The sequence below is a fragment of the Sorangiineae bacterium MSr11954 genome, assembly GCA_037157815.1.
In the GTDB taxonomy this organism is placed as follows: Bacteria; Myxococcota_A; Polyangia; order Polyangiales; family Polyangiaceae; genus Pendulispora; species Pendulispora albinea.
The window spans coordinates 4,055,557-4,079,998 of sequence record CP089984.1 but is presented as its reverse complement, the minus strand read 5'-3'; the positions used below and the strand labels follow the sequence as shown (position 1 = coordinate 4,079,998).

17 protein-coding genes are annotated in these 24,442 nt (G+C 68.8%); 6 read left to right on the top strand and 11 right to left on the bottom strand.

Annotated features, from left to right (window positions below; genetic code table 11):
- The first annotated feature begins 126 nt into the window (after positions 1-126).
- The gene (locus LZC94_16115; GenBank protein WXB18749.1) at positions 127-1,251 is read left to right on the top strand and encodes a M35 family metallo-endopeptidase; all 1,125 of its coding nucleotides are present in this window, start codon (positions 127-129) and stop codon (positions 1,249-1,251) included.
- Between the two features lie 237 nt (positions 1,252-1,488).
- The gene (locus LZC94_16110) at positions 1,489-2,112 is read left to right on the top strand and encodes a protease (protein WXB18748.1); all 624 of its coding nucleotides are present in this window, start codon (positions 1,489-1,491) and stop codon (positions 2,110-2,112) included.
- 701 nt (positions 2,113-2,813) lie between these two features.
- Here the strand turns inward: LZC94_16110 and def are convergent.
- The 7 genes from def to LZC94_16075 form a co-directional block, all read right to left on the bottom strand.
- Entirely contained in the window at positions 2,814-3,389 is a 576-nt protein-coding gene (gene def, locus LZC94_16105) for a peptide deformylase (protein ID WXB18747.1), read from the bottom strand.
- Between the two features lie 84 nt (positions 3,390-3,473).
- A complete protein-coding gene (gene corA, locus LZC94_16100) occupies positions 3,474-4,442 on the bottom strand; it encodes a magnesium/cobalt transporter CorA (GenBank protein WXB18746.1) in 969 nt (322 codons plus the stop codon).
- 33 nt (positions 4,443-4,475) lie between these two features.
- A complete protein-coding gene (locus tag LZC94_16095; GenBank protein ID WXB18745.1) occupies positions 4,476-6,890 on the bottom strand; it encodes a methyltransferase domain-containing protein in 2,415 nt (804 codons plus the stop codon).
- A 189-nt stretch (positions 6,891-7,079) separates the two neighbouring features.
- Positions 7,080-7,922: an archaetidylserine decarboxylase gene (asd, locus tag LZC94_16090; protein ID WXB18744.1), complete on the bottom strand. Its 843-nt coding sequence runs from the start codon at positions 7,920-7,922 to the stop codon at positions 7,080-7,082.
- A gap of 110 nt (positions 7,923-8,032) precedes the next feature.
- On the bottom strand, positions 8,033-9,655 hold the full coding sequence (locus LZC94_16085) for a hypothetical protein (GenBank protein ID WXB18743.1): 1,623 nt from the start codon (positions 9,653-9,655) through the stop codon (positions 8,033-8,035).
- Positions 9,652-12,591: a DUF4175 domain-containing protein gene (locus LZC94_16080; protein WXB18742.1), complete on the bottom strand. Its 2,940-nt coding sequence runs from the start codon at positions 12,589-12,591 to the stop codon at positions 9,652-9,654. The genes LZC94_16085 and LZC94_16080 overlap by 4 nt, the downstream gene beginning before the upstream one ends.
- 6 nt (positions 12,592-12,597) lie before the next feature.
- Complete coding sequence (locus tag LZC94_16075) at positions 12,598-14,262, bottom strand: protein kinase (GenBank protein WXB18741.1); 1,665 nt, start codon at positions 14,260-14,262, stop codon at positions 12,598-12,600.
- A gap of 97 nt (positions 14,263-14,359) precedes the next feature.
- Between LZC94_16075 and LZC94_16070 the strand changes: the two genes are divergently transcribed.
- The gene (locus tag LZC94_16070) at positions 14,360-15,598 is read left to right on the top strand and encodes a multidrug effflux MFS transporter (GenBank protein WXB18740.1); all 1,239 of its coding nucleotides are present in this window, start codon (positions 14,360-14,362) and stop codon (positions 15,596-15,598) included.
- Here the strand turns inward: LZC94_16070 and LZC94_16065 are convergent.
- The 4 genes from LZC94_16065 to LZC94_16050 form a co-directional block, all read right to left on the bottom strand.
- A complete protein-coding gene (locus tag LZC94_16065) occupies positions 15,573-16,697 on the bottom strand; it encodes a hypothetical protein (GenBank protein WXB18739.1) in 1,125 nt (374 codons plus the stop codon). The genes LZC94_16070 and LZC94_16065 overlap by 26 nt on opposite strands.
- Before the next feature lie 122 nt (positions 16,698-16,819).
- On the bottom strand, positions 16,820-17,854 hold the full coding sequence (locus LZC94_16060; protein ID WXB18738.1) for a D-alanine--D-alanine ligase: 1,035 nt from the start codon (positions 17,852-17,854) through the stop codon (positions 16,820-16,822).
- Positions 17,855-17,866: 12 nt separating this feature from the next.
- Positions 17,867-18,310: a cytidine/deoxycytidylate deaminase family protein gene (locus tag LZC94_16055; protein WXB18737.1), complete on the bottom strand. Its 444-nt coding sequence runs from the start codon at positions 18,308-18,310 to the stop codon at positions 17,867-17,869.
- Between the two features lie 19 nt (positions 18,311-18,329).
- A complete protein-coding gene (locus tag LZC94_16050) occupies positions 18,330-20,189 on the bottom strand; it encodes a protein kinase (GenBank protein WXB18736.1) in 1,860 nt (619 codons plus the stop codon).
- Between the two features lie 286 nt (positions 20,190-20,475).
- On the opposite strand from LZC94_16050, the gene LZC94_16045 reads away from it, so the two are divergent.
- The 3 genes from LZC94_16045 (at position 20,476) to LZC94_16035 (ending at position 23,784) form a co-directional block, all read left to right on the top strand.
- Positions 20,476-20,985, top strand: coding sequence for a hypothetical protein (locus LZC94_16045; protein ID WXB18735.1), 510 nt, complete (start codon positions 20,476-20,478; stop codon positions 20,983-20,985).
- On the top strand, positions 20,982-22,136 hold the full coding sequence (locus LZC94_16040) for a hypothetical protein (protein ID WXB18734.1): 1,155 nt from the start codon (positions 20,982-20,984) through the stop codon (positions 22,134-22,136). The genes LZC94_16045 and LZC94_16040 overlap by 4 nt, the downstream gene beginning before the upstream one ends.
- Before the next feature lie 109 nt (positions 22,137-22,245).
- Positions 22,246-23,784 carry a carboxypeptidase-like regulatory domain-containing protein gene (locus LZC94_16035; GenBank protein WXB18733.1) on the top strand — a complete coding sequence of 513 codons (1,539 nt, stop codon included), beginning with the start codon at positions 22,246-22,248 and terminating at the stop codon, positions 23,782-23,784.
- The last annotated feature ends 658 nt before the right edge of the window (positions 23,785-24,442 follow it).

The following is a 24,442-nucleotide window of genomic DNA, read 5'->3' as shown; positions in this document are numbered from 1 at the left end:
ACCGCTGCTTTGATGACGTCCGTCACGACGCAAGCCCACTCGCGTGAAGGCGTTGCTCTCTAGAAAGTGTTCATACCGTTGGCGCTGTTTCACCGTCCACGCGAAAGCGTGAGAGGAGCAAGCACGATGAATACGTTTCGACGTCAATTCAAGTTGTGGATCGGATGTGTCGCCGTACTGCCGGTCCTTGCCGCCTGCGCATCGGAATCCGGAGACGTCACCCCCGGTGACGGCCAAGGGGAGACCCTCGGTACGACGACCGATAACCTCGATACCGATTTGGGCCGGGTCGCGGTGAGTTTGAGCACGGATCAATCCGCGCTCGCTGCGCAGAGAGGCCTCGCGGTCACCGTGACCATGACCAACACGGCCAACCACGCCGTCCGTCTCCTCAAGTGGAAGACGCCGGTGGATGGGATCAACGAATCCCTCTTCGTCGTCGCGCGCGACGGCGCCGAGGTGGCGTACACGGGCCGCGTGTACAAGCGCATCGCGCCGCGCGCGAGCGATTACGTGGTGCTGCGCGCCGGCGAGAGCCTCACGCGCACCGTCGATCTCGCGGAAACGTACGATCTGTCGGTAACGGGCCATTACACGGTCCATTTCCGCGCGGATACGGCCTATGCGGGCAACTTCCGCCAGGAGCTCGTGTCGAACGACGTGGGCCTCTGGGTCGAAGGCCGCCCCTCGGCCAGCACCGACGCGCAGGAGAGCGGACCGGCGGAGCTCGCGGGGACGATCACGTACACGGGAGGCTGCACCGCCAGCGAGAAGACCGCGCTGCAAACGGGCTTCAACGGCGCCACCACCTACGCGAACGGTGCCGTGAGTTATTTGAACGGCACCCCCGGCTCCACACCGCGTTACACGACTTGGTTTGGCGCTTACACGTCCGCCCGCTGGGGCACGGCGAAATCGCATTTCGCGAAGATCAAGGATGCGTTCGATACCAAGAACGTCACCTTGGATTGCAGCTGCAACGACAGCGGGGTCTATGCGTACGTATATCCGGGCTCGCCCTACAAGATTTACCTCTGCGGCGCGTTCTGGAGCGCACCGCAAACCGGCACCGACTCCAAAGCGGGCACCCTCGTTCACGAGATGAGCCACTTCACCGTGGTGGCCGGAACGGACGACCATGCGTACGGTCAGAGCGCATGCAAGAGCCTCGCAAAGTCGAACCCCACCAACGCGCTCGATAATGCGGATAGCCACGAGTACTTCGCCGAGAACAACCCGCCACAAAACTAAGTGCGCGGTTTGGGGTCTTCGATCCCAAACGTAAGCCCGACTGTCGGGCTCATTTAGGACGGAGTGTCACCTCCCCTCCGAGGGTTGCACGGTGTACGCAGCCTCGGGTGTTGCGTACTCGTGTGCCCTGATTTAGTGAACCGATCGATGAAAAACGAAAGAGAACGGTCGCGGTTGAGCTCCGGTGCTTCGTCGTGGGTCTCTTTGAGGCTCGTCGCGTGCTTCGGTATGGTCAGCGTGATGGGTACCATCGCGTGCGCCAAAGGCCCTTCCGAAGCTGCGCCGGCGGAAGCTCCGGTGTCGGCCGCATCGGCGTCTGCAGGTCCGTCGGGTCCTGCGGCGCCGGGCGCTCCGTCCGGTCCCGCGGATCCAACGGGTCCCGTGGCGCCGTCGACGCCGTCGAATCCGGCGGCTTCGTCGACCGATCCGGCCTTCGAGTGTCAAATCCGCGTCGATCCGCGGATCAAGCTCGGGCAGCCGGCGACCGTTCACTTTCGCTTGTCCCTGCGGTCCCCACAAGCCGTGTACGTGCTCAATTGGCGTACGCCGCTCGAGGGGCTTCGTGGCGACGACTTTCTCGTCACCCGCGATGGTGTCGAGGTTCCCTACCGCGGCCCGATGATGAAGCGCGGGAACCCGGGCGCGGAGAGCTACCTGGCGCTCACCCCGAGCAAGCCGCTCGAGGCCGACGTAAACCTGGGGCTCGCCTACGACTTCACCAAGGCTGGGCACTACAAGATCACGTTTCGCGGCAAGGTGTGGGACGTCGTCACCAAGCCGTCCGACATCCCCCGCCCGCTCGATCGGCATCAGCCCGCGCAACTCCAGTGCGCCCCCGTCGAAACGGACGTTGTACCGTAACGCGGGGGCGCGTTCCATGTGAGGGTGACTTCCTTCGCCAAGCTTCGTTCGTCACAGGCCTCCATCGCGTCCGCCGTGGGGCTGCTCGCCAGCGCACCCGTGTCCTTGCTCGCTGCAGGCGCGGGGTGCAAAGCCCGACCCGCGCCGGTCGTCGTCGCGACGGAGTCGAAGAAGGCGCCCGCGCAGACCGTCGCCGCGGACGGCGCCGCGCCTTCGCGCGAGACGCCTTCATCCGAAGTGCCCCCACCCGAAACCCCCGTGGTGGTCGTGCGCGGAGAACGCCTCAAGGGTCCCTATGCGCGTTTTCCGGAGGACGTTTGCCGCGCTTTCGCAAAAGGAAGGACCCACTGCGAGCCCAAGCCGGGTTGGTCGGACGAGCCGCCCGAACGCCAACGCGTCGTTGGGCCGCGGGGCTCGATCCTCGAGGCGCGTTTGTTCGGCATGCGCGTTTACCTCGAGGGCCACGGCAGGCACATCGAGGGCCAGGGCAGGCGCTGGAAGGCGTTCGGTTTGGCGCTTCGCACCCCGCGAGGCTGGTTTGCCACCGTGGACGATGCTTGGGCGCGCGGTGTTCCGGCGGAGGGCAACGGGGTCGACGACCGAGTCCAATCCCTGCGCCTCGAGCCGCTCGCGGACGGAACCTTGCTGAGCATCGCTTCGCGGCGCGCGACTCATTCCGTAGCGCTTCGTGGGCGCGCGACTCAGCTCCCGAAGCGGGCCACCAGGGCGCGCGCGCGCTCCGCAAAGCCTGCGAGGTGGAAGCGCTCGAAATCGCTCCAGGTCGCCAAGGTGCGCGTGTCGGTGACGCGGTCGACGAACAGCTTGCCCTGCAGGTGATCGACCTCGTGCTGGAAGGTGCCGCTGGTGAGCCCCTTCACCTCGAACTCGAGATCGTCGCCGGCGCGGTTCCAGGCGCGCACGCGCACGTGGGTGAAGCGCGCCACCTGCCCGCGGAGGTTGGGCACCGAGAGGCACCCCTCGTAGTTGTCGAAGGTCTCGTCGGTGAGCGGGGTGACCTCGGGGTTGGCGAGGATCGTCAGCGGGTAGTTGGGCTTGTACGGGTAGCGCGGGTTGTTCTGGACGTGGATGACGCAGAGCTGCACGGGCTCGAAGATTTGGTTGGCCGCGATGCCGGCCCCGTTTGCGTCGCGCATGGTCTCGATGAGATCGTCGATGAGCGACTGCACCTTGGGAGAGGCGAGCTCTTCGCGCGTCAGCTTGCGCGCGACCTCGCGGAGCACCGGGTGTCCAATGGTCGCAATTTTGCGGATGGCCATGGCACGGGTTGTAGCACGACGGGGAGCCCCCACGCCCGGACGAAGCCCGCGCCCGCGCGGCGCACGTCTTCGCATGCGCCCGCGTCAAAGCCAGCGCTTATGCCGGAACCACAGAATGATGGCGAGCGCGATGACCGCCATGAGGCTGAGCGAAAATGGGTAGCCGTGCAGCCATTTGAGCTCGGGCATGTGCTCGAAGTTCATGCCGTAGACGCCGGCGATGAAGGTGAGCGGGAGCATGACGGTCGACATCATGGTCAAGGTCTTCATGACCTCGTTCATGTGGTTCGACTGCAAGCTCAAATACGACTCGATGGCGTTGCCCGCCAGCTCGCGGTAGCTGTCGGTCAGATCGGTGACGTGCGCGAAGTGATCGTAGACGTCGCGGAAGAAGGGCATCGCCTTCTCGGGCACCTCGTCGAACTCGCCGCGTGAGAGGCGGAGCAGGATCTCGCGCTGCTGGACGCTGATGCGCCGGAGGCTCTGGAGGGTGCGCTTCAAGGTAAAGAGGCGCTTGAGGACCCGATGGCCCCCGCGCGTTCCGGCCTTGTGGATGACCGCTTCGTCGAGCTTGTCGAGCTCGTCGTCGAAGGCGTCGAGGATGGGAAGATAGTCGTCCACCAGGTGATCGAGCACCGCGTGAAGCACCCACGCGGGCCCCTTCTTCAAGCTCTTCGGCGAGCGACTCAGGTTTTGGCGCGCGGCCCCCACGCAGCCGGCGCCGTGGTGGTGCGTGATGACCCACGATCGGCCGACCACGATGTCGACCTCCACCAGCGCGAGCTCCTGCACGTCGGCGCCGTGCTTCACGCCGTGCATCAAGACGTAGAGGTAGTCGTCGAAGTCTTCGATCTTCGGCAGCGCGCGGTCGCACCAGATGTCTTCGATGACCAGCGGGTGGAGCCCGAAGTCGTTGGTGAGCATCGCGTCCAGCTCGTCGCTCTTCTCGCCGAGGTCGATCCAGAGCATCTGGCCGGCCGCGTGGAGCCTTCGGACATGGTCGATATCGTCCGTCTCGCCCGTGATTTCGCCATCGACGAAGAACGCCCGCATCCCTTGCCTCACACCGAACCCCGATAAGCGCAGTTATGCGCGCTTTTCGGCCAGGATCAAGGTGCGGGGGGAGTCGGTGCCGAAGAAGACGCCCGGTGTCGCGATCCGTCCGCTCACCTCGGCCACGCGGAAGCCGTGGTCGTGGAGCATCTTTCCCAGCTCGTGGAGCGAGTAGATGCGGATCGAGTACTCGATTTCCTTCGAGCGGCCGTCGTCCATCATCATGGTGCGTTTGATGCGCATGCGGCTGGTGATCCAGTCGATGGTCATCTCGTCCATGCACACGCAGCCCTCGCCCTCGAACCACGCGAGCGATGGCGCCTGCCGGCTGATGTAGTCGCGGTTGACGACGTCGAGGAGGAACTGTCCGCCTTTGCGCAGCGCGCGGTGCACGCGGGAGATGACTTGCGCGTTGCGGTCCTCGTCGAAGAAGCCAAAGCTGGTGTTCCACGAGTAGATGCCGTCGAAGGTCTCTTCGAAGGTCATCTCGCGCATGTCGCCCTGCACGAAGTTGAGCTTCTGGTTGCGGTCCTGCGCCTCGTCGGCCGCGCGGGCGAGCATCGAGAGGCTCAAGTCGTAGCCCACCACTTGATATCCGCGCCGCGTGAGCTCGATGGCGTGCCGTCCGGTGCCACAGGCGAGGTCGAGCACCATGGCGCCTTTGGCGACCGCCAGGCTGTCCTCGATGAAGTCGGCCTCGGCGGCGATTTGCGCGTCCGTCACCTTGGCCATGGTGCGGATGAAATCGTCGTTGAAGAGCTCCTCCCACCAGGGGCGCGTGCGCTTGCGCTGGGGAACGGTGGCGTCGCTCAACGGGGGCGGCGCGAGCTCGCTGGGCGCGGGGCCGATCACGTCGGCGATGGGGTGCTCGTCGCCCTGCTGCAAGGTGCCGAGATCGGGGGTCGACGACATGCCGTGCCCGGGGACCATGGGCACCACGGGCTGCGGGGAGATGCGCGCGCCCATGCCCGCGGGCGAAGGGGCGCCGGCCGAGGCTGCGCCCCCGCCTCCGCCGCTCGGCGGCGGGAGGGACTTGGCGACGACGGAGCCCAACGGAACGCCGATGGGAACCGCGGCGTGCTCGCGCACCGGGGGAGCGCTCGGCGAGGGGGGCGAGAGGGCTACAGGAGACGCGCTGGAGGGAACCGGCGTGGAAATGGAGATGGGCGGCGGCGGTGCAGGCGGCGCCGGTGGGGGCGCAGGCGGCGCGGCGGCCGGTGGGGTCGGCGGCGCCGGTGGGATGCGCGGCCGCGCTTCGACATTGGGCTCCGACTCGATGCTCACCAGATCGTCGGGCTCCAGCTCGGGGGCCGAGGGGCGCGCGAAGTCTTCGTCCTCGACGACGGGGATATCGAGGCCCCCATCGCTGTCGGGGATGGTCAACATTTGGGAGCGCGAGTCGTACGAGTCCGCGATGACCGGCTTGATGGTGCCGATGCGCGGCGGAATGTTGACCCTCGGCGAGTTGGGCGCCGGTAGAGGCGGTGCAGGAACTGGCGGCACCGGAAGCGGCGGCCCTGCCGAGGCATCGCGCGGGGTCGGGGCTGCGTCGATTTCCGCGATGGGCTCCACCTCGATCTCGGGAGCCTCCTCGACCAAGGTCACCAACGTGAGATCGTTGGGCGACGGCAACGGTTCGGTATCGGGCGGCGGAGACGGAGGTCCGCCGCCGCTCGCGAGATCCCGGGGGCTCACGGGCGCCGCCGCGATCTCGTGGACGCTCACCGGCGCCGCGACCGGAACCTCGCGGTAACTCGCGGGGCGCGCGACCGGTGTCTTGGGCGGCGTATCGCCCAGGCGCACCACCGGCAGATCCGCCAGCGCATCGGAGCGGGCCATTCCGGATGCAGGTGGAGGTCCCGATGCCGGTGAAGGCGCAGCAGATGCTGGCGCAGGCGCAGATGCTGCCGCCACGGCCGACGCCGCGAGCCCCGCGGGAGCGTTGATCGTAATGATCCGCTGGGGCGCAATTTCCACCCGTTGCGTCGCCGCCGTCTCCGAGCTTCGCGGCGGGATCTCGCTGCGACGTGGCACCACCGGCGCGCTGCTCGCGCTGCTCGTCATTGCAGCGCCTGCAGCTCCACTCGCATTTGCCGCGCTCGTCGCCACATCCCGCGTGCTGGGCGACGTTTTGGGCGCGGGGCGCGACTCGGGATCGGAGCGCCGCGCGGGCGCTGCCATGGCCGACTTCAAGCTGGGTGGCGGCGGAGGCTCCAGCCGCATGGGTGCAATCTCGGGGCGCGACTGGGGGCTGGCCTCCGGCGGAGGTGCGCTGAGCGGACGCGCCACCTCGTCGTCGGGGATGCGCAATGTCATGCGTGGACGCACACGACGGCTGGGGCCCGAGTCCTCCTCCAGATCGCGCAGCCGCGTGCGCGAGGGCGACCCCGAGGGCGCGGGTGCGCTGTAGCTCGCGGGACGCACGGGCGGCGCGATGGGGGTGGGCAAGGCGTCATCCTCCAACGCTACATCGATGCTCTCGCCAAGCGCTTCCGATGCAGTTGCACCGCCGCTTGCCGCAGCATTGATCGAGGGGGGAAGTTCGTCGTTCACTCTCAGGTTACCCCTGCCTTATGGCCGTCCGCGGCCTCTGCCCGCCACCTCTGCGCACGATCGAGGCTCTTTCATAAGCGGGACTCACTCCGTCCTCGAAGCACGCGCCAAGCTCTGACCGTAGAGTACCGGTCCTTCGCCCCTGAGAAATGCAAATGCGGAAGGCTCGAGAAACAGGACGGCCGTCGAGCCCAGGTGGAAAATGCCGATTTCGTCGCCACGTGCGATCGGTAGACCCGGTTTGTGGAGCCCGAGCGGAACATCGTGTGCGTCGATGCCCGCAACGGTAATCCGACCGACGACGAGGGCAGCGACCATAACGACTGTGATGCAGCCGAGTCCCGTTTCGGGGGGCGTGTCGATCGCAATCGACACGCGGCGATTGCGAACGAACAGCTTCGGCACATAGGTCACACCGACCTCGTTCACCGGGTAATACTCGCCCGGCATCGACCGAACGTGCCGGATCACACCGCCAGCGGGCGCGTGCACGCGATGGTAATCGCGCGGTGAAAGATAAACGACGCAGCCGCCGCCCCCCTCGTAACGAGCTGCCTCTTCCGAGTCGCCCACGAGCTCGTCCACGCTGTACGCCTGCCCTTTGACGAGGAAGCGCCGGCCAGGCTCGACGCGGCCGATCGCGTCCACCCGACCATCGGCCGGGCTGACCACGACCTTTGGATCCGGATCGATCGGTCGTACGCCGGGGCGAAGGGTGCGGGTGAAAAATTCATCGAACGAGGACCACCCTTCGCGCTTGATGCACTCCTCGAAGGAGATGCCGTACGCGCGTGTGTACAAGTCCACGACGGCTCGGCCGACGACCGGATTCCAGCGATGGTCTGCGAGCTTTCCCATGACGCGGTTGATTGGGGTCTTTGGCCAGACTCGCAGCAGCTCGGCGATGACGGAGGAGAGTGCACTCATCGGCAACTTCGCACGCGCTGGGGAGTCCCCGAGGCCGGACGCCGCGCCGCGCGGCGAAGAATCCACTTCGCCACGATGGTACCTTCGGCGCACCGAATCGGTCAAATGCCTCAGTCCTGTCCTAGTGCTGGAACTTTCCATGCTCGCGCGGTCTGACATAACGGGTTTGGATCCTTTGACGTGACGGGTGGGGCAGACAAGCCAGTCGAAGCCGGCGTAGAGGCGGAAGGCGGTGCATCCAGAACTTCGCACGCCGCCTCGAGATCGAAGGGATCGGTGGCCACCGCCTCGGCGAACGATGTCTCCGCGCTGCTCCCATCGCCCCGCACACGCGCGAGCACACCGCGCACCGCCCACCACGGTCCATAGGAGGCCAGCACCTCCTTCGGCTCCTGAAAGAGCACCTCCGCCTCCTTCGTGCGACCCTCGCCGCCCAAGGCGAGGAGCACACGGCCGCGCAGGTAGCGGTAGCTGGGATCGTCCACCGGAGGTCCGCCGTTCGCCGCAGGTGGCTTTCCGGCGGGCGCCTGAAGGCGATCGAGCTCGGTCAGCGCTTCGGCGGGATGATCGCGCCCCACGAGCAGCTCGGCCAGGCGAACGCGCTCGCGGATGTCGCGCAGGTTCGGGCGCTCCTTGCCGAGCGATAGTCGCGCAGGCAACGTCTCCTTGGGCTTGGACGCGAGGTAGGCGCGCCAGCGCGTATCCCATTGCTTCAAGTTGGCGGAGCTCGCGACCTCCAGCGCCGCATCGGGCTCCTTGCCCTCGCGGAGCGCGGCGAAGAGGCGCTCCAAGGTCCCCGGCGGGGTGTTGGTCGCGAAGTAACGCACGAAGCTGGTGACCTCGGAGAACGCCACCAGCGCCGCGTCGGCGCTGGGCAGCATGGCGATCGAAGGGCCCAGCTTGTCGAGCGGCAGATCCAGCTTCAGCTCGATGCCGCGCGCGGCGATGGCGTCGGGCGAGGGTCGGTCGTCGAACGGCCCCGGCTCGCGCCAGCGGACCTCTTCGCGTTTGGCGACCCCCTCTTGGAGCCAGAGCGGCGCGCGGTCGATGGTGGAGCGGGTCACCGCGAGGTGGGTGAGCTCGTGCGCCATGGTGTCGCGCCACGCGTAGCCGTGCATGCTGGCGCGCGGGGAGAGCAAGGTCACCCGACCCCACTTGGCGACGGCCACCGTGCCCGTGGTCTGCGCCGACTCGTAGGGCAGGCCCGTCATGGCCGAGAGCGAGAGGAGATCGCGCACCACCACGATGCGGGTGGGCTTGGGCCAGGTGGCGCCGAGATCGCGGGTGAGCGCGTCGCGCGCCTTGACCACCGTGTCGACGATGAGCGGGGTGAGCGCGCGGTCGTTCTCGTCCTGGTAGCGGATCCACACCCCTTGGTCGCGGTCTTCGTCGAGCACCGTGGCGGCCGTGATGCGCGCGCAGCCGCGGGCGATGTCGGCCAGCATGGCGCCCTGCTCGGTCTTGGCGACGTCCGGGGAGCTCAGGACCACCAAGGCGCCGTCGCAGTCGGCCTCGTAGAGCGAAAGGCGCGCGCGCTCGAGGGCGATGGCCGGATCGTCGACCCGGCCGCGGCCGAGCTCCTTGCGCGCCTCGTCGAAGTCGTTGGCCATGATGAGGTCCTGCGCGCGCGCCGCGTGGTCGTTGGGGCCATCGGCGCGCACGGCGCCTCCGGCCACGGCGAGCACGGTGAGCGCGGCGCCGGCGGCGAGCAAGGAGCGTTGGACGGTCTTCATCGCAAGAGCCCCTCCGCATAGCGGCGCACGGCGTCGCCGTGCCGGCCGCTGCTCGACTGCCCGAGGCCCTTGATCACGCGGCGGCGGAAGTCCTCCGGCCCCTTGTGCGCGTCGGCCTTGGGGATGTCGGCGTGATCGTTCGAGGGATCGCCCTCCGACTCGGCGCGTTCCCCTTCGCCGCTGTTGTTGCCCAGCGCCTCTTTGGCCATCTCGAGCATGCGCTGCGCCTCGCGCTGGCGCTCGAGCGCCTTGTCGGCCTCGCCGCGCTTGAGCGCACGCGCCGCCTCCCGCGCGGCCCGCTCCGCCGCGTCGAGCGAGTCGAGCGCCGGCGGGGGCACGCCTTGCTCGCGCCCCTTCTCACCGAGCTTTTGCGCGCGCTCGGCGCGCTTGTCCTCTTCCTCGCCTTCGCGCGACAGCTGCGACTGCGCCCGCTCGGCCGCGCGCTGGCGCAGCGCCTCCAGCTTTTGCTCCGCCCACTTCACCTCGGGCTCGAGCTTCTTCTGCGCCTCGTCGAGCTTCTTCTCCGCGTCGTTGTCGCGCGGCGAGAAGATCGACCATTTCTCGCGCGCGGCCGTGCGCTTCGCCTCTTCCAGGGCTTGCAGCGCGTTGCGGCCGCTGGCCACGGCGTCGGCCGGGTTGCCGTGCTCGAGCGAGCGCGCCATCTGCTCGCCGTGCTCGCGCGCGGCGGCGCCTTTGCTCGTCCACGAGTCGCTGCCGGCGCCGATGGTGGGCAGCGAGCGCGTGGCCTCGCGCACCTGCGCGGCGTGCTTCTTCGCCTCGTCCGACAGCTGCTTCATTTCGTCTTCGCTCCCCGCGCCGGCGAGCGCCTGCTCCACGTTGTTGATCCCCCCGGCGTGATCCTGCGCCAGCCGCTCCAGCTCCTGCGCCGCCTCGTTGAAGGCGCGCTCGGCGTCGTCGGGCGCATCGCCCTCCCCGCCCGATTCGCCCGCCTCCGTCCCACGGCCGCCGCCCGACTCCCCGCCCGCGCGCCCCGACTGCCCCTTGGAGCCAAACGACGGATCCGGCTGCCGCAGCCGCGCCGCGAGATCGCGCGCTGCCAGCTCCGCGTGGTGCAGATCGTCGTCTTTGCGGCCCCGCGCCACGCGCGCGAGGTAGGCGCTCACGATCTCGCCGATGTCGCGCCCGAGCGATCCGAGGGCCAGCAAAGAGCGCCCGCCGCCCGTGAGCACCTCCGCCGCCGCGTCGGCGCGATCGGAGGAGGGCTTGTCGCTTCCTTGCTGCTGCTGCGGCGACGGCGGCGCCGGGCTCGTGTGCCGCGCCATCTCGGCGAGCCCCATCGCCAGATCTTCCGCCACATCGGCCAGCCGGCGCGAGGTGTCGCGCGTATCGCGCTGCCCCAGACCGCGCAGGATGGCGTCGACCACCAAGGTGATGCGCTCGGTGGCCTTCACCGTCGCGTCGTGCTTGGCCTTGTCGGGCGCGCGCGCCTCGAGCTCCACCGCCACCCGCACCTTGCGCATTTGGCCGCGCAAAATCGCTTGGAGCCGCGAGGGGACGCGGAGCCCCGCGTAGGAGCCGGAGAGCGTCGCCTCCAGGAAATCGGAGGTCTCGTCGGCGCCGCGGACCAGATCGCGCACGAAGGCTTTGCGATCCGGGGCGGCCTTGGGGACCTCGTGCCCGAGGCGCCAGGCCAAGGCGTCGACGAAGGCGTCGCGCAGCTTGCGGAGCGCCTCGATGCGGCGCGCTTCGGGCTCGCCCACCTCGGGCGGAATCAAGGTGATGGCCGCGCTGGCGCCCCACTTGGGCCCGGTGACCGGATCGTTGTCCTTGGCCTCCACCCGAACCTCCACCGGCGCGTGGCTCTTCTTCACGAAGGGATCGGTCGTCTTGAGCACGTGCCCCCCGCGATCGCTGCGGGTCTCGCCGTCGAGGCGCGCGAGCACGCGGCGCTCTTCGCGCCCGGCGGAGCGGAGCACCAGGTGCACCTCGCGCAGGCCATGATCGTCGGTCACCGCGTAGCGAATGGGGATCTCGCTCACCGTTTCGGTCGCCAAGAGCACCTTGCGCGGCGCGCCCTCGAGCACCACCTCGGGCGCGCGATCGGGGATCGACGTGATGGGCGTGGCCTCCGGCTCCTCGATGCGCACGTCGCCGAAGCGCGCGACCACGCGCAAGGTGACCGTCTCCCCCAACGGCCAGCGCGCCACCAGGCGATGGTGGCCGTCGTCGGCGAATGGGATCTCGCTCTGGCCGTCGGTCAGAAAGATGCGCCGGTTCGAGTGCAGGGGCCGGCCCACGAAGGTCACCAAGGTGCCCCGGTGGAGCTGCGCCATATCGTAGGGCTGCTCCCGGTACTCCTCGGCGTGCAGGTACTCCGGCGGGCGCACGAGCATCTGCACGTCGTCGAGCCAGCGCATCGACACCGGCGCGATCCCGCCGCGGGCCACCAGCACGTCGGCCCCTTCGAGGATGGCCCACGGGCTCCAGATGCCCAGCACCAGCACCGCCACGCCAAACACGGCGCTGGCGATCCCGAACTGCATGGCGCGCCGCCGCGCGCCCATCATGATGCGATCGCCCGGCAGCGCCGCGATGGTGCGCTCCACGTGCAGCCGCGCCAGCGGCGCCGAGGTCCCCGTGCTCGCCTCGCCGTCCTCGGTCACCAGCGAGAGCGCGCGCAGCGCCCGATCGGCGCGCTCCCGATCGGCCGAGAACGCGATCCGCCGGATGATCCGCGCCGGATCGTCCCACGCGCGCTTCTCCCGAAAATGCAGCCACACGACCGCGCCAATCACGGCCGCGATCGCCGCCGCGGCGGCCGCGCGCGCGCCCGGCGTCCCGCGGCGCGCGAGAAACATCGCCGAGGTGATGGAGAGCACCACGAACCCTGCGATGGCCCGCTCGCGCGGCGTTCGCACCGCGCGGAGCCAAGCCTCGGAGAGCGGACGCAGGGGATCGAAGAGGGGCGATTTCATGCGTCGTTACGAACCGGCGGGCGCGGGGGCCGGGGCGGGTCCAAGGGGCGGAATGGTGGAGGGAAACGGCGGCAACGTGGAGGGAAAACCGCCGGGCATCCCGCTTGGAAGCGGAGGAAACCCGCTGGGGAGCGCGGTGGGAAAGGTCGAGGGCAGCGGGATGGCCGACGGCAGCGGGATGGCCGACGGCAGCGGGATGGGGATGCTCGGAAACGGCACCGCGCCCCCGGGGCTCGATGCGCTCGCGGACGGCGCCGACGAGGGCTTGGGCGAAGGACGCGCGCCCGGGGTCGTGGGCCGCGGCGGCTGCCCGGTCCCGGTGAGCGGCGCCAACGTATTGGCCGGCGGCGCCGGGGTCTGCGCGTTCGTCGCGCTGTCGGCCGGGGTCGCGGGCGGGGGCGGATAGGTCGCGGCCGGCGTGCCCGGTGAGGCGGTCACGTCGCCATCCGACTGCCAGCTGATGGCCGCGTACGTGATCGCACCGCCCAGGCCGAGCACCAGCGGCACCAGGAGCCACAACCACCCGCGGCTCGCCGGCTTTCGGCGCGGCTCGGGCGATCGATACGGCGTGCTCACCCGCGCGTGCGCCTGCATCTGCGGGTGCACCTGCATCTGTGCATGCGGCGGCACGTGCGCGTGGGGCGGCGCACCGGCGGCGAGCGCGCCCGGATCCATCACATAGACCTGCGGCGGCGCGCCGGGCGGCGGAGGCGCCACCGGCAGCTGCACCGCGCCCAGCACCGTGGCGCCCGACAGACTGGGCCCCGGTGCGGCCGCGAACACCGCGTCCGCCGGCGCCCCCAGCACCGTCCCGGGCCCCACCCCAGGCCCCACCAGCGCGGCGGCGCCCAGCGGCTTGGTGGGCGCGCGCCCGAGGTCGGAGGCCAGCGAAACTTTCTCGAGCGCCAAGCGCATCTCGGTCGCGCTGGCGAAGCGCAGATCGGGGCGCGCCGCCATCGCGCGGTGCACCAGCCCTGCGAGCTCGCGCGGAACGTCGGGCGCCGCGTGCACCAGCGGCTTCACGTCGCCCTGCTCCACGCGCGCGGCGATGATGCGCGCGTCGCCCTCGCCCTCCACGGGGCGCACGCCGGCGATCATCTCGTAGAGCATCACCCCGACGGCGTACAAATCGGAGCGTGCATCGGCGCGGTCGGCGGAGTAAGCCTGCTCCGGGGCCATGTACTCGGCGGTGCCCATCACCACACCGGCCACCGTGAGGTTTCGGGGCGCGCCCGGCTCGCTCGTTCGAAACTTGGCGATGCCGAAGTCGATCAGCTTGAGCACCGGGTGCCCGGCCGAGAAGGTGACGAACACGTTCTCGGGCTTCAAATCGCGGTGGGTGACGCCCAGCGCATGCGCCGCCTCCAGCGCCTCCAGGATCTGCTTCGTGTACGCGCAGGAGAGCGGGATCGGGACCTTGCGCTCGCGTTCGAGCACGCTCGAAAGGGGCTCGCCCTGGAGCAGCTCCATCACGATGTACGCGAGCCCCTCGGGGGTGCGATCCACGTCCATCACCTGCACGACGTGGGGGCTGCGGATCTGCGCGGCCACCCGAGCCTCTTGCAGAAAGCGATCGATCAGCCCCGATCGCCCGGCCAGCTCGGGGTGCAAAAGCTTGATGGCCACACGCGACCCAAGCACCTCGTGGACGGCCTCGTAAACCGAACCCATCCCGCCGTCACCCAAAAGGCGCACCAGGCGATACTTGGAACTGACGAGGTACCCAACTCCTGCCACATTCGGGTTATACCCCGAGTTCTCCTCACGAATGTCGTCTCTCTTGCATTTGGGCTCCACGCCTCCTCCTCCCCGCGGCTTGCCTTTCCGCGCGCTCGTTGGATCGCCGCGATGGATCGGCTCGCTGGCAGCCCTCACCGGGATGACCGCCCTCTCCATCGATATGAGCCTGCCGGCCCAGCCGACATTGATGCGCGAGTTCGGCGTGGGCTCCGACCGCACCCAGCTCACCCTCAGCCTTTTCTTGCTCGGATACGCCATCGGGCAGCTCATCGTCGGTTATGTCTCCGACGCGCTGGGCCGCCGAAGGCTCTTGCTCGCGGGCCTGGCCGTTTTTTCCCTGGCCGGCCTCGCGTGCGCGATCACCACGAACCTCTCGGTCCTCATCGCGCTGCGCTTCGTGCAAGGCACGGGGGCGGCCTCGGGCACCGTGATCGCGCGCGCCATGGTGCGCGATACGCACGCGGGCTCCGAAGCCGCGCGGCTCTTTGCCACCATGACGGCGGTCCTTTGCCTGGCGCCGATGCTGGCGCCCATCGTGGGCGGATTTTTGCTCGTGCACCTGGGCTGGCGGGCGATTTTCACCACCCTGGGGCTCTGCGGCATCGCGCTGGGCGTCATGACGGCGCTCTCGCTCGAGGAGACCTTGGCCGAGCGGCGCCCTCTCGCGCTGGGGGCCATCGCCTCGTCCGTCGGGCGCTTCTTTCGCACGCGGGGCACGCGCGGGCCCTCGGCCGTCATCGCGCTCTCCTTCGCGGCCCAGTTTGCGTTCATCTCCGGCTCCCCCTTCGTGCTCATCGATGGCTACAAGGTGGAACCGTCGCACTACGGCTTCTATTTCGGCGCCACCGCCCTGGCGCTCATGGCGGGGTCCGCGGCCGGGGGGCGCCTTCTCAAGACGGGCCGGCCCACGCGCCGGGTGGTGACCTTGGGCGGCCTCACCTTGTTCGTCGCCGCCTTGGCGCTCGCGGCGCTCGTGCAGGTGCCCGCCGCCGGCGTGCTCGGCTTGATGGTGCCGGTGGTGGGGTGCTTCGTGGGCATCGGCCTGGTGGTGCCCAGCTCGGCCGCCATGGCCATGGAGCCGGTGCCCGAGATCGCCGGCACCGCGTCCGCCCTCATTGGCTTTCTGCAGATGGTCGCGGGCTCCGTCTCCGGCTATGTCATCGCCAAAATTGGAGGCTCCAACCCGCGCACCTTGGGGCTTCAGGTCGCCATCCTGGCCCTCGCCTGCGCGGCCATGGTGTTCAGGCCGCGTCGCGCATCGAGCTGAGATCACCCGACGCGTTCGCTTGCAGGAGGACGCCCACCGTCTCTGCGTCCTCGATGCGGGCAAACACGGGCAGGAGCGCGCCCTCGGCCTCCTCGCGTCCAAAGCTCGCAAAGGCGCCGCTCGGGGCGAGCGCCCGCGCTTGCGGGCCGTCGAGCACCAAGAAAACGTCGTGCAGACGGCGCGCGGGGGCGGCGATCACATAGGCGATGCGCCCGCGCTCCAGGTGCAGCTCTTCACGGTGGCGGCGAATGAGCACGCGGCGGTTGGTCACCACGTAAATGGTTCGTCGGGCGAGGAACATCGGACGCACCACCGACGCGTACCCCACGCCGATGGCCACCGCCGCCAAGAGCAGCACCGTGAGCGCCACGCCAAAGATGAGCAGCCCGAGCATGACGGGCGGCAGCGCATGCAGCCGCAGAACACCGCGGAGCGTGGGGATCGCGCGCACGAGCACGTGCACCGCCGCCAGCGAGACCACCAGCGAGAGAACCGCGGTCCCGAGGCGCCGCGACGTCCACGACGAGGCCAGCGGAATGCCGCTCCAGAGCACGCGCTCGCCCGGATCCAGGCGCTGGCCCAAGGGCCGCGTGCCCTGCCCCAGCGGCGCGCACGGGGTCATGCCGCGCACGATGGCCCATAGGCGATCGGGCCCCGTCACGCCATGCAGGGCGAGCTTCAAGGTGCGCCGCAGCGCCCCCGTCGGCACGGCGCGCACCAGGATCAAATCCCCCACGTCCGATTCTTTGGGATCCCACCGGATCACGGCGTAGCTGATGGCGGAGCGGTCCATGGTGCGCCGCACGCGGCCGCGCCGCCAAATGATGTGCTTCTCCGTGACGATGTACTCGACCCCGCTACGCCAGAGGATGGGCAGCCGCCATGCGCCCAGCGCAATCGATGCGCACCAGAGGGCAAACAGGATCATGCCGCCCACGTGGGCATGCAACGACGTGCGGGCGAGGACCGCGAACGAGAGGGTCACCAACGAGACCGTCGCGCACACCGCGGCCACGAGCTTTGCCCCGAGCGGAGCGCGAACCACCCGGGGCCTTCCGGACCAGAGGATCGTTTCGTTGAAGAGAGAGTCGCGCTCCATGCGCATGCCAAGCTCGCGCGGGGGGTCTAGCCTAGTTCTAGCAGGGTTCGATGGTCTCGCCCTTGAGACGCACGAAGCGGGCCATACCTTGGGTGTTCCCGGCGACTTGGCGCTCGACGGGGCTAGGACTGCACGGCGCCGGGAAACGCGAGCGGTGCGTTGCGGCGGGACGGGCCGCGGCGGTGGGCGCTGCGGACGAGGGCGTCACACAAGCGCGGAAAGGGGATGCCCACCGCGGCCGCGGCCTCCGGGTACAAGCTGGTGCTGGTGAAGCCGGGGAGCGTATTGACCTCGAGCACGATGCACGACGAGGCATCGGCGCCGTCGCCCACCACGAAGTCGACGCGCGACAGATCGCGGCAGCCGAGCGCGCGGTGCGCCTGCAAGGCCAGCTCCTGCACCCGGCGCGTGAGCTCGTCGCCCAATGGGGCCGGACAGCGGTGCACGCTGCGCCCGGGCGCGTAGCGCGCTTCGAAGGTGTAGAAGGCGTCGTTGGGGGCCAGGATCTCGGTGGGCGGGAGCGCGTACGCCTGCTCGCCCTGCAGATCGAGCACGCCGCAGGTGACCTCGCGGCCGTGCGCAAAATGCTCCACCAGGGCCGCGTCGCCCAGCTCCCACACCGCCTCGATGGCCGCGGCCACCTGCGCGTCGGGCGCATCCGCCTCGTGCCGGCTCACGCCGACCGCCGAACCGCTCGCCGAAGGCTTGACCACCACGCTGGCGCCGACGACCTGGCGCGCAAACTCGGCGGCCGCGCGCGGCGTTTTTTCGGCGTCGCGGGAGAGCGAGATGCCGCGCGCCACCGGCAGCTCGGCCAGCTCGAATTGACGCCGCGCGTACACTTTGTCCATGGCCACGGCGCTGGCCTTCACGTCGGAGCCCACGTAGGCCAGGCCCAGCACCTCGAGCACGCCCTGGAGGCACCCGTCCTCGCCCACGGCGCCGTGCACCGCGGGGTGCACCACATCGAACTTGCCGCGCAAGAGCGCCTCGAAGATGCCGGTATCGAGCTCGAGACGGGTCACGTCGTGCCCGGCCTCGGTGAGGGCTTGATGCACGGCGGCGGCGGAGGCGCGGCTCACACCGGCTTCGGAGGAAGGGCCTCCCTGGATGACGGCTACACGAAGACGCGAGGGCGATTCAGGAGCTACGGACATCCCGCCACGATATCACGCGGCGGATCCTTTCGGCGACATGTCCACGAGCTCGATGCCGAGCGCCTGCGACATTTCGAACACCCGCGGGTCGCGGTAAAACTCGCCGAACGCGATGCGCTGGATGCCCGCGTTGGCGATCAGGCGGAAGCAAATCCAGCAAGGCGATGCGGTGACGTAAATGTCCGCCGCGTCGATGCGGACGCCATTGCGTGCGGCCTGAACGATGGCGTTGGCCTCCGCGTGCACGGTGCGCACGCAGTGCCCGTCCTCCATCAGATGGCCGACGTCGTCGCAGTGCGGCATCCCTCGGATCGACCCGTTGTACCCGGTCGCCAGGATGATGCGGTCGCGCACGATGACGGCGCCCACGAACTTGCGATCGCACGTCGAGCGGGTGGAGACCTCCCGCGCGATGTTCATGAAATACTCGTCCCAGGAAACGCGTGCTCGGGCCATGGCGCGCCTAAGAGTAGTCCTACTTTAGACCGAGGCGCTTGTTGAATGTCTCGCCGCTCTTGATGGTCACCGTAAACGACTGTTTGATGCCGTCGTCCGGGTTCTCCAAGGTCAAGGTGTGCGACCCGGCCGCCAGCGGCACGCGGAGGATGGGCGTGGTCCCCAAGACGCGCCCGCCCTCGCTCACCTTCGTCCACGGATACGTGTCGAGCGTCAAGAACCCGTCGTCGGCCTTCTCGGCGGGCGCAGGTCCCGACGCGGCCGTGCCCGTGGGGTGCGGTGGGGGCTGCGTTCGCGTGCGCCCGCCGCCGCTCTGGGCCACGCGCCCCGAGTGCACCGGGCTCCCTGCCATCGCACCCGACGCGGCGGACGTACCCGGCGACGTACCGGGTTGCGGGACCACGCCCACCCCCGAGCCGCCGACGATGCCGGTGGCCGCGCCCGTCGCTTGGCCCGCTTGGCCTGCTCCCGATGCGGACCCGGAATTATCGGCGCGGGGAGCCTCCGGACCGCGGGCCGGCGGATCGCCTTTGTTCGCCTGCGCGGTGCCGCCGCGCTGCCCTTGCGCATAGAGGAAGATGACCGCGATGGCCAGGATGCCGACCACCACCGACAGCAGAATGACCGCCAGCCGGCTCTTTTTGGGCTCGGCCGCGATCACCGGCTGCGACGCCTGGCTAAAGCCCGGCGCGGCGGAGTAGCCGCTGAAGTTGGGGACGATCCCGCTCCCGCTCCCGCCGCTCACCCCCAGGCGCATCAACTGCGCGCTGGAGGGCGATGAGCCCATGCCGTTGCCCGCGCGGCGAATGGCCTCGGCGTTGAGCAGCGCCAGCTCCTCGGTGCTGGTGGCCGCGGTGACCTTCGCCATGTGCTCTTGGATTTGCTTCTGCACCTCCTCGCGCACCCGCGAGAACATGGAGGACATCTTGCGGCCGATCTCGTCCTGCCGGATCGGCCGCCCCGTCGCCGTGAGGAAGCTATCGAGCGCGTCGCGCATTTCTTGGGCGGTCTGAAAGCGGAATCGCGGCTCTTTCTCCAGCGCGCGGCCCACGATGGCGTCGAGCTCGGGATCGATGTCCGCCCGCACCGACGAGACGGCGGGGATGGGCAGGTGCAGAAGGCGGTGCAGGGTGCTCGCGGCCGAGTCGCCCGTCATCAGGCGCTGGCGGGTGAGCATCTCCCACAAACAGATGCCCATGGAGAACACGTCGGCCCGGCGATCGATGGGGCCGCCCACCGCCTGCTCCGGCGACATGTACGCGACCTTGCCTTTGAGGACGCCGATCTCCGTCTCGGTGGAGCTGAGGGCGGCCTTGGCGATGCCGAAGTCCACCAATTTGGCCTGGCCGCCGTAGGTCACGAAGACGTTGTGCGGGCTCACGTCGCGGTGGATGATGTTGAGCGGGCGGCCGTCGTAGTCGACGAGCGCGTGCGCACACTCCAGACCGGCCAGCGCATCGGAGATGATACGGGCGCAGAAGGCTTGGTCGAACACCTCGTTGCGCTTCACCGCCTCGCGGATGATTTTGTTGAGGGACTGACCCTCGAGGTACTCCATGGCGATGAAGTAGTTGCCGTCCTTCTCGCCGACCTCGTACGTGTGAACGATGTTCGGGTGATTCAGCCGCGCCGCCAGCCGGGCCTCGTCGAGGAACATGTTGCGGAACGCGGGATCGTCGGCCAGGTTCGACCGCAACCGTTTGATGACCGCGAGCTTGTTGAACCCCATGGGGCCGCGGGCAATCGACAGAAAAACATCTGCCATGCCTCCGCGCCCCAAGGTGGCGAACAGGTGATATTTGCCGAACGTCGAGGCGGGGGAGCCCACCCCGAGCGCCTCCATCCCGGCTTCTTGGCCTTGTTCGGCCCCAACCGACATTGCCTCATGGGATACCACGGATTCCCCTTCCCGGCCTATTCACTGCTCAATTTTCGCTTTTTTTCTCGCGCATTTCGCGCGATGTCACATTGTCATCTATGCAAATCGCAGCCTTTCCTCGCCCTGGGTGGTCCCGGATCCCGGGCGGCAAGCATCTCACGTCGGGGCCAAGTCGAGGCCGCATCAACTCCTCATCCCAAATTCATTGACGGATCCCATGGCGAAGGGCACATCCCGAACGATGCGCATACGGTGGTGGTGGATCGGTCCTGCGGTAGGACTCTTCGTGGGAGCCCTGGCCCATGCGGCCGGGGGTCAAGGGGATAGAGCACGCGCGGAGTCTCTCGTTTCGGAGCTCGAGGCCGATGCGGCGCACAAGGCCCTGACGGCCGAGGTGGTGCGACGCGCGCGGCAGTACCTGGAGCAAGGGGACAAGCTGCGGGCGGGGGGCGATGAAGCCCACGCCAAGCTGGCCGACGTGGTCGCCCGCGAGTGGGCGGAGGTCGGCCGCGATCTGGTGCGCACAGTGGAGCTCGAGCGCCGCGCCATCGAGGCCCGCCACACGGCCGACGACGCGGGGGCCGAGGTCGAACGCGAGCGCGCGCTCCTCGACGAGGCCATCGCGCAAAACGGCCGGCTGCGCGCCCAAGTGGAGTCCGCGGAGCGCGAAAAGAAGCAAGAGCCCGAGAAGACCTCCGCCAGCGCCACCCGCGACGCAGGCCCTTCGCCGGCCAAGCCCGCGAGCACCCCGAGCAAGGGAAACAAGGCGACCCCCTCGAAAGGACGACAGCCGTGAGAGCTTTCTCCCGTTCGTTCCGTTTGCGGCTCGCCGCCTCGACCCTCGCCACATGCACCCTCCTCGCGCTCGCAACCGGCTGCGGCGGCGCCGCGGCCACCCCGCGCGGATCGTTCGGTGCGCTCGACGCCGTGGAGCGCGCCCGGAGCAGCCCCGGCGCCCGCGAAGGCGCCGCCCTCGCCCCGCAGGAATACGGCGTGGCCGAGCGCGAGCGCGCCCTGGCCAAGAAGGCCCACGACGAGGGCGACGACGTGGCCGCGCGCCTCTATGCCGATCACGCGATCGCCGCCTACGAGCACGCGGCGGTCCTCGCCCGCCTGGCGCGCGCGCAGACCGATGAAACGAAGGCGCAGACCGCCCGCAGCGCCGCCCAAGCCGACGCCCGGCGCCTCTCGCAAGCGCGCATCGACGTCGATCGCGAGGGCGCCGAGCTCGATCGCCGCCTCACCCTCTCGCAAGAGGCGCTGGTGCCTTCGAGCCGTCCGGCCGATCCCCTGCGCGAGGCCGCGCGCCTTCAAGCCGCCCGCTCCCTCGCCACGCAAGCGCGCCTCCTCTGCGGCGCCGCGCGGCTCCTGTCGCCCAACTTGGAGGGCCTCGCCGGGGCCGAAAAAGAGGCGGCCGATCTGGAGAAGAAGCTCGAATCGAGCCCCAAGCCCGCGCCCATCGATGCGGCCACGCACGCGCGGGTCGCCTGCCTCACCGTGCTGACCAAGGTGCGCAGGAGCGAGGGCCGCGCCAGCGCAGGCCAAGCCGATGCGCTCCTCGCCGAGCTCTCGGCGGCGGGCAGCTGGTCGCCCGTTCGCGACGAGCGGGGCGTCGTCGTCACCCTGCGCGACACCTTTTCGAAGTCGTCGGGCCTCACCGCCGACGGCGAAGCGAAGCTCAAAGAGCTCGGCCGCGTGCTGGGCGCGCACCCCGGCGTGGCCGTGCAGGTCGTCGTCCACGATGCTGCAGCGCCCAGTGCACAAGAAGCGGTCCTGGACAAGCAGCGCGCAGACAACGCCGCCAAGGCCCTGGCATCGGCCGCCAACTCGACCCGCGTCCATGGTGAAACGGCGGGCAGCCGCGCCCCGCTGGTCGATCCTTCCGACGCGAAATTGCGTGCGCGCAACGCACGTCTCGACATTGTTTTCGTGACACCAACCGACTGAGTGTACCGAATTCGGGTTGACACCCACCATCGGCGATAAAATATGCGTGGGTCGGATTTTCCGAATCCCATGCCGCGCTGCGGCCACAATTAGCTTCAGGATGCACTTCATGAAACGTGGCTCGACCCTGCTGATTGGCTTTCTCACCGCCTCCGCGTCGATTGTCATGCTGGCCCCTGGCTGCGGGAGCAGCGACGTCTCGGGGTTCGACAACATGGTGGACGAGGCAGGCATCCCCGGCCCCAACCCCGGCGGCGACTTCGGCGACTCGGGCCCCCGCGGCGGCAAGCCGTGCACGGGGCTCTGCCAGCAGCAAGTGCGCTGCGACGACGGCGGCGACACCACGGTGAGCGGCATCGTCTACGATCCTGCCGGCAAAGTCCCTCTGTACAACGTGGTCGTCTATGTGCCGAACGCGGAGCTCGGGGGCATCCAAACGGGCGCCTCCTGCGACCGTTGCGATCCAAGCCTCTATTCGGGCAACCCGCTCACCGGCGTGCAGACCGACGCCAAGGGCCAGTTCAAAATCCCGAACATGCCGGTCGGCAAAGACATCCCGCTGGTGATTCAAATCGGCAAATGGCGCCGGACGATCAAGGTGCCCCATGTCGCGAGGTGCGTCGACACCCCGCTCCCGGCCACCGAAACGCGTCTGCCGCGCAACCAGCGCGAGGGCAACATCCCGCTGATGGCCATCACCACGGGCGGGTCGGACTCCATGGAGTGCTTGCCGCTGCGCATGGGGATCGACATCAGCGAATATTCGATCAAGGGCGGCCCGGGCCGGATCCACCTCTACAAGGGCGAGAACGATATCGAGGAAGATCCGAGCGACAACGCGTACTCCACGGGCAAGTTCGTGAGCAGCGTCGCGGGCGGCGCCTCATTCCCGGCGTCGACCGAGCTGTGGAACAGCACCGACCGCCTCAAGGCGTACGACATGGTGATTCTGTCGTGCGAGGGGAGCCCCAACCCGAAGAGCAAGCCTCCGGAGGCCACCAAGGCCCTTTACGAGTACGAGTCCATCGGCGGTCGCGTGTTCGCATCGCACTGGCACGAGTACTTCTTCCGAAAGGGCCCCGAGGACGTGCAAAAGACGGGCACCTGGGACGAAGAGGCCTACGAGCCCACGAGCGACACCTACACGGCCATGGGCATCGTGCGAACCAAAAACGGCGACAAAGACTTTCCGAAGGGCATCGCCTTCGCCGACTGGCTCGACAACGTCAAGGCGACCAACCCGCGCACGCAGCTCAGCATCACCGAGCCCCGCGGCGTGCTCACCGCCGTGAACGCGAGCAAGGCGCAAGAGTGGATCACGATCCCCACGTATCCGCGCGCACCCGCCGTACAATTCATGTCCTACAACGCCCCCATCGGCGCAGCCGACGACAAAATCTGCGGCCGCGCCATCTTCACCGACATGCACGTGTCGGCCGGCGTCCCCCGCGGAACCCCGCGCGACATCGTCGGCGAACAAGGCACTCAATTTCCGGCGGGCTGCAAGGGCTACGATCCCAAGGATCCGGAGGCCGTCCGCAAAGCCGATCTGACCCCGCAGGAAAAGGCGCTCGAGTTCATGTTGTTCGACCTGGCATCCTGCGTATCCAGCGACGACAAGCCGCCGCCTCCGCCCGTCATTCATTGAGCGAAGAGGCGAATCGTCGAAGGCGATGATGGGGTAACCGCGCGGACGCGTCGCGGGTGCGCTGGCGTTCCTGGCGGTTTCTTGCTCTCGATGAATGAACCGCCAGGACGCGAGGGAGCGCCAGGGGTGGGCACCATGGCCCCAAGGGCTTCACGGCGGGCGTTGCTGGCGCCCCTGGTGTCCTGGCGGTTTCTTGCTCTCGATGAATGAACCGCCAGGACGCGAGGGAGCGCCAGGGGTGGGCACCATAGCCCCAAGGCTTCACGGCGGGTGTTGCTGGCGCCCCTGGTGTCCTGGCGGTTTCTTTCCGCTCGATGAATCAACCGCCAGGACGCGAGGGAGCGCCAGGGGTGGGCACCATAGCCCCAAGGGTTTCACGGCGGGCGTTGCTGGCGGCCCTGGTGTCCTGGCGGTTTCTTGCTCTCGATGAATGAACCGCCAGGACGCGAGGGAGCGCCAAGGGTGGGCACCAAGGACCCAGAGGTTTCACGCGGGTGTTGCTGGCGCCCCTGGTGTCCTGGCGGTTTCTTTCCGCTCGATGATTCAACCGCCAGGACGCGAGGGAGCGCCAAGGGTGGGCACCAAGGACCCAGAGGTTTCACGCGGGTGTTGCTGGCGCCCCTGGTGTCCTGGCGGTTTCTTTCTTTCTCGATGACGG